Annotated in this window: 12 protein-coding genes and 3 pseudogenes; 5 read left to right on the forward strand and 10 right to left on the reverse strand. The window is 64.6% G+C overall.

The window, feature by feature from the left end; translation table 11 throughout:
* Positions 1-54 precede the first annotated feature (54 nt).
* Positions 55-1,635 (forward strand): cation:proton antiporter, encoded by a 1,581-nt coding sequence (locus OKW43_RS04430; RefSeq protein ID WP_429445513.1) that lies wholly within the window; start codon positions 55-57, stop codon positions 1,633-1,635.
* A gap of 41 nt (positions 1,636-1,676) precedes the next feature.
* On the forward strand, positions 1,677-2,561 hold the full coding sequence (locus tag OKW43_RS04435; protein ID WP_429445515.1) for a pirin family protein: 885 nt from the start codon (positions 1,677-1,679) through the stop codon (positions 2,559-2,561).
* A 54-nt stretch (positions 2,562-2,615) separates the two neighbouring features.
* On the opposite strand, the gene OKW43_RS04440 is transcribed toward OKW43_RS04435, so the two are convergent.
* Entirely contained in the window at positions 2,616-2,759 is a 144-nt protein-coding gene (locus OKW43_RS04440; RefSeq protein ID WP_429445517.1) for a hypothetical protein, read from the reverse strand.
* Between OKW43_RS04440 and OKW43_RS04445 the strand changes: the two genes are divergently transcribed.
* Positions 2,758-3,690, forward strand: a complete 933-nt coding sequence (locus OKW43_RS04445) for a LysR family transcriptional regulator (protein ID WP_429445519.1) — start codon at positions 2,758-2,760, stop codon at positions 3,688-3,690. The two genes, OKW43_RS04440 and OKW43_RS04445, sit on opposite strands and share 2 nt — an antisense overlap.
* Before the next feature lie 12 nt (positions 3,691-3,702).
* Here the strand turns inward: OKW43_RS04445 and OKW43_RS04450 are convergent, their stop codons facing one another.
* From OKW43_RS04450 to OKW43_RS04490, 9 genes and pseudogenes are all read right to left on the reverse strand, one after another.
* The gene (locus tag OKW43_RS04450; RefSeq protein WP_429445521.1) at positions 3,703-6,744 is read right to left on the reverse strand and encodes a winged helix-turn-helix domain-containing protein; all 3,042 of its coding nucleotides are present in this window, start codon (positions 6,742-6,744) and stop codon (positions 3,703-3,705) included.
* 113 nt (positions 6,745-6,857) lie between these two features.
* Entirely contained in the window at positions 6,858-7,373 is a 516-nt protein-coding gene (locus tag OKW43_RS04455; RefSeq protein WP_187633473.1) for a DUF3331 domain-containing protein, read from the reverse strand.
* Positions 7,374-7,445: 72 nt separating this feature from the next.
* Positions 7,446-8,434, reverse strand: a pseudogene (locus OKW43_RS04460) (MBL fold metallo-hydrolase).
* A gap of 11 nt (positions 8,435-8,445) precedes the next feature.
* Positions 8,446-10,173: an FAD-dependent oxidoreductase gene (locus tag OKW43_RS04465; RefSeq protein WP_429445523.1), complete on the reverse strand. Its 1,728-nt coding sequence runs from the start codon at positions 10,171-10,173 to the stop codon at positions 8,446-8,448.
* Between the two features lie 70 nt (positions 10,174-10,243).
* Positions 10,244-10,540, reverse strand: a pseudogene (locus tag OKW43_RS04470) (alginate export family protein); the annotation flags it as partial.
* Positions 10,482-10,676 (reverse strand): annotated as a pseudogene (locus tag OKW43_RS04475) (DUF1427 family protein); the annotation flags it as partial. The pseudogenes OKW43_RS04475 and OKW43_RS04470, both read right to left, overlap by 59 nt.
* A gap of 23 nt (positions 10,677-10,699) precedes the next feature.
* Positions 10,700-11,341 (reverse strand): phosphohydrolase, encoded by a 642-nt coding sequence (locus tag OKW43_RS04480; protein WP_187633475.1) that lies wholly within the window; start codon positions 11,339-11,341, stop codon positions 10,700-10,702.
* A gap of 231 nt (positions 11,342-11,572) precedes the next feature.
* The gene (locus OKW43_RS04485; protein WP_246529988.1) at positions 11,573-12,088 is read right to left on the reverse strand and encodes a cyclic nucleotide-binding domain-containing protein; all 516 of its coding nucleotides are present in this window, start codon (positions 12,086-12,088) and stop codon (positions 11,573-11,575) included.
* Positions 12,085-12,312, reverse strand: a complete 228-nt coding sequence (locus OKW43_RS04490; RefSeq protein WP_376776330.1) for a hypothetical protein — start codon at positions 12,310-12,312, stop codon at positions 12,085-12,087. Before OKW43_RS04490 ends, OKW43_RS04485 begins: the two co-directional genes overlap by 4 nt.
* Here OKW43_RS04490 and OKW43_RS04495 point away from each other — a divergent pair.
* Positions 12,239-12,553 carry a hypothetical protein gene (locus OKW43_RS04495; protein WP_429447411.1) on the forward strand — a complete coding sequence of 105 codons (315 nt, stop codon included), beginning with the start codon at positions 12,239-12,241 and terminating at the stop codon, positions 12,551-12,553. The genes OKW43_RS04490 and OKW43_RS04495 overlap by 74 nt on opposite strands.
* 79 nt (positions 12,554-12,632) lie before the next feature.
* A complete protein-coding gene (locus OKW43_RS04500) occupies positions 12,633-12,788 on the forward strand; it encodes a hypothetical protein (RefSeq protein WP_187633476.1) in 156 nt (51 codons plus the stop codon).
* Positions 12,789-12,934 lie beyond the last annotated feature (146 nt).

The following is a 12,934-nucleotide window of genomic DNA, read 5'->3' on the forward strand; positions in this document are numbered from 1 at the left end:
CTCGCCGGGGTCGTCTACGGTCTGATCGACGTGCAATCCCCGGGCTTCTAGCGGATGAACAACGTCGAGTTTTTTCATTACCTCCTGCTGTTGATCTGCGGAGCGGGCGCCCTGACGTGGCTCGCGGAGCGCATCGCGATCCCGCCTGCCGTCGTTCTGCTGCTCGGCGGCTGTGTGATCGCAGTCGCCGGCAGGCGCGTACCCGACGTGGACCCGAACCTGCTGCTCGCGGCCGTGCTGCCGCCGCTGCTGATGTCGAGTTCGTTCTATACGGCGTGGAAGGAATTCCAACGCGGCATCGGCACGATCGTTTCGCTCGTGCTCGGGGCCGTGACATTCACCACCGTCGCCGTGGCTGTCGCCGTGCATGCCTTCAACCCGAACCTGCCATGGGCGGCGTGCTTCACGCTCGGTGCGATCGTCTCGCCGCCCGACGCGGTCGCCGCCAAAGCGATCCTTCAGCGCCACCCGCTACCCGCCAGGCTCGTGGCCGTGCTGGAAGGCGAAAGCCTCGTGAACGACGCGTCGGGCCTGCTGCTCTATCAGATGGCGGTCTCGGCAGCGCTAGCCGCGACGATCACGGTCACGAGCGGATCGGTGCTGTTCTTTACGCTTACCCTGGTCGGCATCGCGGTCGGCATCGTGTGCGGCCAGGCCATGTGTTGGGTGCTGCCGCGTCTGGGCGATCCGATGCTCGGCATCGTCGTGACCTTCGTTATGGCGTGGGCCAGCTACGGTATCGCGGAGGCCGTCGGCGGATCGGGTGTGCTGTCCGTCGTGACCTGCGGTCTCGTGCTCGGCATCCGCCAGCATCGGGTATTCGACGCCGATATGCGCATAAAAGCCAAGGCGACCTGGGAAGCGGTCGTGTTCGTGCTCGAGGCGCTGGTCTTCATCCTGATCGGCCTCACACTGCATGCACTCCTTTCACGGGTGAATCACGAATCGGCCGTGTTGACGGCCGGGCTGCGTGTCGCGTTGCCGGCAACTGCGGCAGCCATCGTTGCGCGCCTTGCATGGGTGTTCGCTGCGATCTGGCTGCCCGACCAGATACGCGCGAAACGCTCGGGCCGCGAGCCGTGGAGCTTCAAGGAAGCGGTTGTGCTCGGCTGGGCGGGTATGCGCGGCGTCGTCAGTCTGGCGGCCGCAATCGCGCTGCCAGACAATTTCCCCGGCCGCGACCTGATCGTCTTCAGCACATTTCTGCTGATCATCGCGACGCTTGTCGTGCAGGGCGGCAGCCTCGCGCCGCTCATCCGGCTGCTGAAACTGCGCCCGACAGCCCGTCACACCATGTCCGAGCATGAGGCGCGCGCCCATGCGTTCGGCGCCTCTCTCGCTGCGCTCGAGGAAATCGACGAGCGCTCGTCCGGCATCGAACGCGCGACGTTCGAGCGGCTGCTAGCCGAATACCGGATTCGCGTCACCGCGAACGAAAGCGCATACCAGTTGGGTGCGCACCGAATCGAACACCGTGCGCACTTCCTGCGTGTCGAACTCGAACTCGTTGGCGTGTCGCGCGAGGCATTGCTCGGCCTGCATCGCGACGGCAAGGTGGACGACGCGGTCCTTCATCGCATCGAATCCGAACTTGATTTCGAGGAGCTGCGGCTGTTGCGGCTGCTCGAACCGTGACGGCTTGCCTCCACGTCGGCCCTTAACGAAAGGTATTCATCATGCCCACTACGATCAAGGCTCTGCTCACGCCGCGCGAAAGCGACATCGGCAACCTGATCGTGCGGCGCGTGCTTCCCGCCCGTGCCGCGCGCCTCATCGGACCATTCATTTTCTTCGACCATATGGGGCTAGCCGTGCTGCCCGCTGGCAGCGGCGTGGATGTGCTGCCGCATCCGCATATCGGGCTCGCGACCGTCACGTACCTGTTCGAAGGCTCGTTCATGCATCACGACAGCCTCGGCTATCGGCAGAAAATCGTACCCGGCGACGTGAACTGGATGACGGCCGGTCGCGGCATCGTCCATTCAGAACGCACGCCGCTGGAGGATCGGCCAGTTGAACAGGCGATCCACGGCATTCAGACCTGGGTCGCGCTGCCTGTCGAACACGAAGACGCCGCGCCCGCGTTCATTCATTATCCGGCCGATACGCAGCCGACGTTCACGCGCGACGGGGCAACCGTACATGTGATCGCGGGCACGGCTTTCGGGAAGACCTCGCCGGTCGAAGTCTTTTCACCCACGCTCTCCGTCTATGCCGAGTTCGCGGCTGCCGGTCGCCTTGCACTCGATGCCGAGCACGAGGAGCGCGGCGTCTATCTCGTCGACGGAGATCTGACCGTCGACGGGACGCCGTTGTCTCCGACAACGATGGCCGTGCTGGAGCCGTGTGCAACGGTCGAACTCGCCAGCGCGCATGGCGCGCGCGTGATGCTCCTCGGCGGCGCGCACCTGCCGGGCGAACGCTTCATCGAGTGGAATTTCGTGTCTGGTTCGCGCGAGAAGATTGTGGCTGCGCGGCAAGCCTGGGCTGCGCAGACCTTCGGCAAAGTGCCTGGCGAAGAGCATGAGTGGACGCCTCAACCCGAGCGTGGCGCACATTGAGCATTGACTTGGGGAGCGATTGCGTTTGGCGCGTCATGCCGCTCATTGCGCGCCTCAAGAAGCCTTGACGCGCGCTTCGTCTCGACCGAGCCACGCATGAATCTGGCTGACTACCGGCCACGCCATCGCGATCAGGATGAAATCCAGTATGCTGGGCGCTTCAGCCGTCCGGCTCAGATGGATTTCGCTCTTCGCCATGAATCTTTCCTTTGAAGTTCTTCAGGTGCTCGACGCGGTCGACCGAACCGGCACCTTTGCAAGCGCCGCCGAAACGCTGCATAAGGTGCCATCGTCGCTTACATATCTGGTGCAGAAGCTCGAGCTCGATCTTGGCGTCAAGCTGTTCGACCGCAGCGGCCGGCGCGCCACGCTCACGCACGCGGGGCGCGTGGTCGTCGAGGAAGGCCGCCGTCTGCTGGCGGCCGCGGAAGACCTGGAATGCAAGGCCAGGCGCATCGAGCAAGGCTGGGAGTCCGACCTGTATGTGGCCGTCGACGAAATCATCCCGTTCGCGCTACTCTGGCATCACGTCGACGAGTTTTACAAGCTGAAGCTCGACACGCGCCTGCATCTGTCGAAAGAAGTGCTGGGCGGTTCGTGGGATGCGCTGCTCACGAGACGCGCCGACCTGATCGTCGGCGCGGCGGGCGACCCGCCGCCGATTCCGAATCTCGTCGCGAAGCCGATCGGCTCACTGCGACACGTGTTCGTGGTAGCGCCGGAGCACCCGCTCGCGTCATTGCCCGGACCGCTGACACTGGATGTGGTCGCACGTCATCGCGCTGTAGCGATTGGCGATACGTCGCGCAACCTCGCGCCGCGCACCATCGCGCTCGCGGACAATCAGGAAGTGCTGACCGTGCCGACACTCGAAACGAAGCTCGCCGCGCAATTACGCGGGCTGGCGGCGGGCACAATTCCGGAGTGCCTCGCCATCGACGCGCTCAGGCGCGGTGAACTCGTCAGAAAAGACGTGCTCGGCATGCGCGAGGTCACGCATTTTTATCTGGCGTGGCGCGACGACGAGACCGGCAAGGCACTGCGCTGGTGGGTCGAGCGGCTGGATCAGGCGGACCTGATCGACAAGGCCGTGCAACAGCAGATTCTGCAGACCCAGGTCAACGCGTGACATAGCGGAAGCTCAACGCCACGCAACGCAATGCAGGGCAATCCAACCACCCAACGCAGCGCTAGCGGCCTTCGCTGACTTTCGGCGGCCGCGAACGCGTGGCGAGCGCTTGCTCGCATCGCCCTGTATATCCAGACACGCCGGCATGACCCGAGAAGCAACTCTCGCGGTTTCAAGCAGTTGCTGCGCGGCTTTGAAATCTTCGAGATCGAGGCCCTGGGTCAGCCTCGTGCACGCGGCTTCGACGAGGCGCACGGCATCGGCAGCGCGCCCCTGCGCGCACCACAAGCGGCCGAGAGTCGTCGCGGCGCGCAACTGCAACGACCGGCTGCCTTGCGCAAGCGATTCCTCCATCGCCGCCGTCAAGCAGGCCTGCGCATCCGTGGCTACCTCACCGCCTGGCGGCGCGCCCGGATCTCCGAGCAGAAGCAACTCGCCATGCGCGCGCCTCAGTTCGACCCCATACCAGTGGTCGCCGCTTTCGTCGCATTGCGCCAACGCGCGCGTCACCGCCGCGATTGCCTGATCGCGCCGCCCCGCGCGGCCCAACGCGAGACCGTATCCCACGACGAGCATCGCGCGTTGAGCACCGTATTCCAGTGCGTCGAGCTCGTCCAATGCGGCTCGAAACGCATGCAGACGCTCAGGGCTCACGTCGTCGAGCGAGCGCAGATACTCGTCGAAGCAACGGCCGCATGCCTGCGATACACCGAGGCCCGTGCGCGCCGCCACGTCGCCCAGCAACGCAATTGCCTCTGCCGCGCGTTCGCGCTTGCCGGACAGCAGCGCAAGCGGGATCTCCGCTTCGACCAGCACATAGCAGGTAACGATCGACTGGTCCCGCGCACACGCGCTCGCCATACAAGCTTCCGACAGATCAAGCGCCTCGTCGCGCGAGCCCTGCAACCACAGCAGACGCGCGAGCGTGGCGCGCCCCGCAACGCCCTGATCGATGGACTGCCCGAGCGGCAAGCCATGCTGCAGCGTGTCCGTGTGCTGCAGGAACCGTTCGAGCGACGCGCGCGCCTGTTGCTGGTCGCCCGCGTAGTGCGACGCGATGCCCAGGAGGCGCGAAGCGAGAATGCCGTTGCTTGCATCGCCGGTCTGCGCTGCGAGCGACGCGAACCGATGCGCGAACGCAAGCGCATTACGCGCCGCGCCTGACGACTGGCTCGCGTTCCACATACCCCACAACGCGCGCGCTTCGAATGCGTGGTCGCCGAGCGCGATCGCCAGCGCAAGCACCTCGGCCCAGATCGCGAGCGTTTCGCGGTTCGGTCCATTGACATAGACGAGCGCGGCACCGAGCGCGGCGAGCAATTGCATTCGGACTCGCAGATGCCGCGTCGAGCCCGAGCCGCCATGCGTTTGCGCAACGCTGGCGAGCGCGCGCCGCGCCCATGCGCAGCATTCGTCCACCAGTGAAAGCTCGTACAGCAGCGCGACCACCTTGACCGCCAGCTTTTCTCCGTGCGCGTCGTCGCCCTTCGACGACAGTGCCCAGCCAAGTGCCGCACGCGAGTCGTCGAGCCATTCGCGCATGCGCGAATGCCACCGGTCCGCGTCGTTCTCCGCGCAGCGCGCTTCAGCCGACATATGGCGCTCCAGCAAGCCGATGAAATAGCGCGCGTGGTTGAGCGTGACGGCGCGCCGCTCGCCGTTGTCGTCGAGCTTTTGCAGCGCGTAGGCGCGCGTGGTTTCGAGCAACCGGTAACTCGCCCTGCCACGCTCGACGTGCGCGACGACCAGCGACTTTTCGACGAGGCCCGACAGCGCCGCGATCACCTCAGGTTCCTGCAAGCCGTTGTCCGTCACGACGCAGATGGCCGCGTCCATCGAAAAGCTGTTGACGAAAATGCCGAGCCTGCGCAGCGTTGCGCGCTCCGCGTCGTCGAGCAGGCCATGGCTCCAGTCGAGCGTGGCCTTCAACGTCTGATGCCGAGGCAGCGCTGTGCGATTGCCACCCGTCAGCATATTGAAGCGGTCGTCGAGATGATCCGCGAGCGTTTCTATCCCGAGTATCGCCGCGCGTGCCGCCGCGAGTTCGATCGCAAGCGGTATGCCGTCGAGCCGGCGGCATACAGTGCCGGTCAGATGAATGCTTCGCTCGTCGGGCGAAAAGCGCGCGTCCATCGCGCGAGCACGCGACAGGAACAACTGCACAGCGCTGCACTGAAGCACGTGCTGGCTTTGATCGTCGTGCGTGGGAACGTCGAGCGAGGCGACCCAATATAGATGCTCTTCGGCGACGCGCAGCGGCTCACGGCTCGTTGCGAGAACGCGTACGCCAGGGCCTGCATTCAGCAGCGCCTCGGCGAGCTGCGCAGCCGGGCCGAGCACATGCTCGCAGTTGTCGAGCACGCACAGCACGCGCCGTTCGCCCCACTCCCTGCTGACCCGCGTAAGCGTGAGCGGACCGCTCGCCTTGCTCACGCCGACGCTCGCGGCGAACATCGCAAGCACGCTGTTTGCATCCGACGTGGACGCGAGCGAGATCAGATAGACGCCGTCCGGATAATGGTCGAGCAGAGCGCGCGCGACTTCGACCGCAAGGCGCGTTTTGCCGATGCCGCCCGCGCCGAGCAGCGTGACATGCCGCGCCGACGCGAGCGTGAGCGCGACGTCGCACAGCGCCCCGTCGCGGCCGATCAGCGGCGAGAAACTCGCGGGCAGATTGTGCGGCACCTGCCCTGCGGGACGAAGCTGCCGGTGATCGGCCGCGCGAGGATCGGGTTGGTTCGCGCCGTTCGCGGGCAGCACCGGCGACTGTCTTGCGACGAGCCTGTAGCCTCTGCCCGACACGGTCTGTATGAGCCCGCGGCTTTCGCCGAGCGCCTTGCGCAGCGCGGACATATGAACCTGAAGATTGTTCTCTTCGACGATGGTGTCGGGCCACACCTCCTTCAACATGTCGTTCTTCGACACGAGCTCGCCCTTTGCGGCGATCAGCACGGCGAGCATGTCGAACGCACGGCTGCCGATGCGCACGGGTTGTCCGTCGAGAAGCAGTTCGCGACTGGCGAGGTCCACTTGAAAAGAGCCGATGCGAATCATGAGGCGGTATCCAGGACGCAACCAGTGGAGAAGCGGCCGGCCAACAACCGCCCGGCGATGAGTCCCCGAAGTCTAGACTAACCGCAACTTCGCATGCGCGGAAAAAACTGAACCTATCGTTCAAAATTTTTGTATTGAACGAGTGGATGCTGCAAGTCGACTGCCGACGCCAGAATCATCGCGGCCGCGTTGACCGGCACCGCGCTGCGCACCCTCGGTTTGTAGATCAGATCGTTACGGCGGATCGTCGCCCCGCTCACCGCGCAGCGTCCCTTCAGTCTCGCGCGGCAACTGATCCACACCTGGTCCGCATAACGGCATAGCGTGGCGTCCTGCCAGAGGACCGCGATCGACGTCTCCGACAGACGCTCGATCACCTCCACCTGCCGGTGCCGTGACGGTCCACTGGCGGCCTCGCGCATGAGCGGCGCCGCAAGATAGGCTTCGCCTTCCGCTTCGCCGCGATAGCCGGCAAGAAGGCGCTTGATCACGTGACCCCATACCGGCGCGGGGCTTTCGTCGTGCATGGCCGCGTGATCGTCATGCGTTGCGCGGCAAGCTTCATGATGCACGTCCGCTTCGTGCCTGGCTGCATTCGTGCATTGCTTGGCGGGGGATTCGATGTGCATCGTGATTCTCCTCGAGTGTTGGCTCAGCGCCCGTGACAAACGCCGCGAGCGGCGTCGCTCGACAACGCTGCGTCACTGACCGGGCGCTGCTTCGTAATTGACCGGCACCCAATCATAAGTGTTGCGGTTCTTCCTGATATGTCCGAGGCCCGGAAACGCGATATGCGCGGCGCCGATCAGATAACGCCGGCTCGCGGCGAGCTCGAGCGCGCTGCGGCGCGAACGTTGGGCCGCGGCGGCATCGGTGTCGTATTCGACCGATGCTGTCGGGTTCTGCAACTGGATCGCGGCCACATGCACGATGTCGCCCCACACGAGCAGATGATTCGCGCCGCTCTCCACCAGATAGCCGGTGTGGCCAGGCGTGTGCCCGGGCAGCGCGACGGCGCGGATGCCTGGGTCCAGTTCGACATCGCCATTGAACGGCTTGAAGCGGCCCGACGCGAGATACGGGGCGACGCTCTCACTCACGGCATCGAAGAAAGTGCTGAGAAAAGCCGGTGCTTTGGACTTGTTGGCCGGGCTCGGCCAGTAGTTGGCGTCCGTCTCGTTCACTCGCACGACTGCATTGGGAAAGGCCATTGCTCCGCTCACGACGATGCCGCCCAAGTGATCCTTGTGCAGATGCGTAAGCAGTACCTCGTCGATCTGTTCCGCCGATAGCCGGCTGCCCGCAGATTGGCGAGCAGCTTGCCGCAGCAATCGCCGTACAACACGCCCGCGCCGGTGTCGATCAGGATCAGCTTCGAGCCCGTGTTGATCAGAAACGCGTTGATCGAGCCTTGCACCGGCGCCTGCAGGAAATCCCGCTCCAGGTCGCGCGCGATCTCGGCCTTCGGAACATCTTCGATCACGGTGTCGATTGGAAACGGATGCGTGCCGTCGAGCAGCGCGGTCACTTCGAAGCTGCCGAGCATGATCCGGTAAAAGCCTGGCCCCTGACTCTTCACCTGTGGCGCGGCGCCTGACGCTACGCCGCTCCACAGACTCATGACTACGCTCATTAGAAGCAGGCAGCAGGCGGCCGCACGCGGGGTTCCGCTACGTTGAATCGACTTCATCATCTGCTCCGTCAAGGGTTGGCCGCGTCCTTCGTCAACAGGCTCAAGAACGCATGAATCTGCGCGACGACCGCCGCGCCGTCGCCTACCGCGGCGGCCACGCGTTTTGCGGATTCGGAGCGCACGTCGCCGACCGCGAACATGCCCGGCACGCTGGTCTCGAGCGGATAATGCGTGCTGGCCGCCGACGCACCGTGCCCGCTTCTCGCCACACCGGTCACGAGAAAGCCCCGATTGTCGAGCTCGACGCCGCTTGCCGCGAGCCAATCGGTTTTCGGCTCCGCGCCGATGAAGAGAAAGAGATGCCGCGAGGCCACTACTTCCTCCTCACCGCTCGTTTCATGACGCACATGCAGATGCGTGAGCCCCGCTTCGTCGCCTTCCAGCGCACTCAGCGTGCAGTCCGTGCACAGCGAGACATTTGGCAGCGAGTCGATGCGATCGATCAGATACTTCGACATGCTCGCGTTGAGGTTCTGGCCGCGAATCAGCATGCGGATGCTGCGCGCGAAGTTCGCGAGAAAAACCACGGCCTGGCCCGCCGAGTTGCCGCCGCCCATCAGCACGATGTCCTGGCCTTTGACGAGCTTCGCTTCGATCGTCGACGCCCAGTAATAGGTGCCGCGCCCCTCGAAACGCTCAAACCCGGGCACTGTCGGCTTGCGATATGCGGCGCCGCTCGCAACCACGACCGTGCGCGCGCTGATGCGCTGGCCGTCGACGAGCGTCAGCACGAACATGTCGTCCTGCCGCCTCACTTCGGTGACCTTGCCAGGAATCGCGAGATGCGCGCCGAACTTCAGCGCCTGCTGGAACGCGCGCGCGGCGAGCGCCTGCCCGGAGATGCCGGTGGGAAAGCCCAGATAGTTTTCAATGCGCGAGCTCGCGCCGGCCTGTCCGCCAGGCGCGCGCTGATCGAACACGGCAACCGAAAGTCCCTCGGTCGCCGCATAGACCGACGCCGCCAGGCCGGCCGGCCCCGCGCCGACGATCGCGACGTCGTACCTATGCGACTGCTCGAAGGTCGGCACGAGTCCGAGGCACGACGCGAGTTGCGCCTCGTCCGGTGCGCGCAGCACATGGCCGTTGGGGCAGAACACCAGCGGAAAGTCGCCGGGGCCGGTCGTCATGCCGCCGAGCAAAGTTACGGCTTCAGGATCGGAACGCGCGTCGATCACGGTCGGCGGATACGCATTTCGGCGCAGGAAGCCTTGCAGGCCGACGAGGCGCGCATCGTCGCCATTGCCGACGATGATCGGCCCGAGCCCCTGCTCGATCAGTCCGAGCCGGCGCAGAATCAGCGCGCGCATGATGTGCTCGCCGAGTTGCGCATCCGCGACGATCAGCGCTCGCAGGCGCTCGGGCTCGATCACCAGCGTCTCGACATCGGTCAGAGCGAGGCCGTCGATCAGCGCGGGCTTGCCGGAAAGTTGCGCCATCTCCGCCATGAAATGGCCGTCGTCATGTTCGGTCACGAGGGTGGAGCGGCCGAAGCTGTCGCGCGAAAAGATCCGCACGCGCCCATGCAGCAGCACGAAGAGGCCGAGCGCGACCTGCCCGGTCTCGAAGATCAGCTCGCCCGCCTTGAAGTTCATCGGCCGCGCGAAGCGGCGCACGCTTTCAATCTCCGCAGGCGACAGACGCGGGAACATCTGATGTTGCCGGTATTCGAGCGACGAATATGGGAACTCCAGCTCGGACGCTTGCGCCACATCGGGCGATAAACCGGAAGTGCTCATAACGATGACCTTTGTTGTCGTGACCGCCTCAATCGGCGCTATATCAGCCGCTACCACCCACTAGCACGCGCTACCACCCGAACTTCAATTCCGCGCCGACATAGTCGGCATTGCGCGCGCCCAGTTCGCGCAGCGACGGTCCTACCTGGAAATGCACGGCTTCGAGCGCCGCCGCGAGATTGGCGGTGACTGCCCAGTCGGCGCGCAATTGCGTATAGAAGCCTGTCCAGCGTCCGCCGCGTCCCGCCGTGCCCGGCAGGACCGCCGAGCCTTGCTGATAGACGGCGTCGGCGGTGGTCTCGCGCCATTGCAGGCCGACGCCCGCGAGCAGCGAGAGCTTGCTCGTAGGCTTGACGATCATGGACGGGTATCGCGCGTTCGCCGAGCACCATGCCGAGCAGGCCGGAGCGCGCGATCAGCGGCGGCGCCGGCGACTGCACCTTGAGCAGCCAGTACAGAAGTCCGACGCCGAAGCCGACTCCCAATGAAATGATGTAGCCCATGTCAATCTCCTTTTGAGGCCGGATCAGTTCGGCCAGTCCGAACCGAGCACCAACCCGCAAAAATTCAGACGCCGGTAATTCGGATCCCATCGGTCGAGCACGTCGGCGTTGACGGTGCCGAACGTCGTTTGCGGACGATGCTCCATGCCGCGCGCGTATTCCTCGAGAATCCGCTTCTTGAAGCCCACTTCGCGCGGACACGCCTGCACGATTTCGTCGCGCTCCTGTGCGGCGTATTCGTTGTAGCGCGCGCCGCGCACGTCCATCTGCACGCCCGCCGCGAGCAACGCGACGAGCGGCGCAAGATGCTCGGGAATGCCCGGCGTCGTATGCAATGCAATCGCCATCCAGACCTCGTCGGTCGCGCTTGCCGCCGCCTGATGCTCGCGCATGAAATCGCGCGCGGCGTTCGCACTGTCGACTTCATAGCGGCACGACGAACGCCGATGCGCGGTGTTCAGGCCCACGTTATGAAACATCGCTCCCACATAAAGCAGTTCCATGTCGAAAACCACGTTCTCGCGATAGCCGGTCAGCGCGCCGAACAGAAACGCCCGTTGCGCGTGATGGAACATCAGCGTGCACTCCGTCGCGCGAATTCGCTCGGTTGCCCCACGGGCCATCGCACTGTCGGGCATGCGGATGCCCGCAATGGTTTTCTTCATGTCACCTCCTCCATATGGCGCATCGCCAGCGATGCGCGCGGGCCTCGTCGCCAGTGGGCCCTTAATCCCGCACGATGCCTACGAACGCGCGAATTCCAGCAGGTCCTGGTTCGGTCGGTCCTTCTGCGAGGCCGTCGCTCGATGACAACCAGCGTAACGATTGCCGTCGATTAAAGCCTTGGCGGAACCTTAAAAAGCCTTAAGCGAAAGCGGCATTTGAGCTGCCCGCACTCACAGCGCGAGTTCGTGAAAGCGCCGCACGCCGTCGCGGATCCATTGCAGCAAGCCGCCGCTTCCTTCGTCGGCGGTCGCGGATGTCGCAAGCAGCATCTTTTCGCTTTCGTGATGGACGGAGAGCGGCCGGCACATTTCACGCGCGACTTCGGGGCCCCGCGCGAGGATCGGCGTGAGCGCGCTTTTGTCGAGCCGGAACACCGTGGCGCGCGTGAGCGCGCGCACGACCACGCCGGTTCTCACGCCGGCGAGTATTCCCGACTGGCCAACGGAGTCGCCTGGCGCGAGTCTGCGCAATTCGGCCTCCCTGCCGTCTTTCGGCACGACGACTTTGGCAACGCCGCGCGCGAGAATGTGCAACTCGTGCCCGCCTTCGTCGGCGGCGGTATAGATGGTGTCGTCACCATCGAACTCGTGCAGCGTTAGTTGGCCGGCGAGCTCGGCGATTTCCGCGTCGTCAAGCGTCTGGAAGATCAGCACGTTGCGCAAGAGCCGCTGCCTCTCGTCCGTCAACTCCCCGTCGGCTCCGCTACCGACGACGGCCGCAAGATCACCCCGCGTGACAGCAGATGCCCGTGCGCAAGGTCGTACAGATCGTTGCGCACGCCGATCTTTTTGCTCCACGCGTCGACGTAGCAGACGATCTCGTACTCGATTGCGTCGTTGGTCGCGCGCTTCACGCTGACGAGCGGCTTCGGCTCGGCAAGCACCTCGGGCGAACTGGCGGCCGCGTGCATCAGCGCCTGCTGGCTGAGTCTTGATGCGCCGTTCAATCCCGGCGTCTATGCTCCCGCGCACGTCCATCATCGCTCCGACGAGACGGGTGAAGTGCAGACCACGCGTTTTGGCGATGTCGATCAATACGTGGCGATGGTGGAGGATTTTGCAGATACCGTACTCGGACTGGAATACGGTTTGGCTTTTCCGCTTGAGAGTTCGCTAGGCAATCAACGTGCCATCGATCAGATTCTTGCGTGACTGGCTCTGACGATACGCCGTAGGTCATCGTTGAGGGTCAAGCCTCGAGATTGAGCGCGAACGTGAGCGGCTCGCACTGGTGCGCCTGCAGATCCGCACACTCGAAGTGCAGCAGGTCCAGCAGGTACGCAGCGGCGCACATCCCGGTATGGCGTTGCTGGCACAGCTCGCGGGCATCGGTACAGGCGGCGCATGGACCCTAGTCAGGGAACTGCACATGTGGTTCCACGATTGAGTAGCCGGTTGCGCGGCATCAAACCGCCCGCCACGCTCGACCTGCACGCGATGAGCAAGGCGGCTGTTTTACGGTTCTAAGACGAGATCATGTCGATCGATATCAACTCAGAAAAGCACCGCTCAGACGGTCGCTCCCGGACACCG

Origin of the sequence: Paraburkholderia sp. WC7.3g, from assembly GCF_050436345.1 — a bacterium.
In the GTDB taxonomy this organism is placed as follows: domain Bacteria; phylum Pseudomonadota; class Gammaproteobacteria; order Burkholderiales; family Burkholderiaceae; genus Paraburkholderia; species Paraburkholderia podalyriae.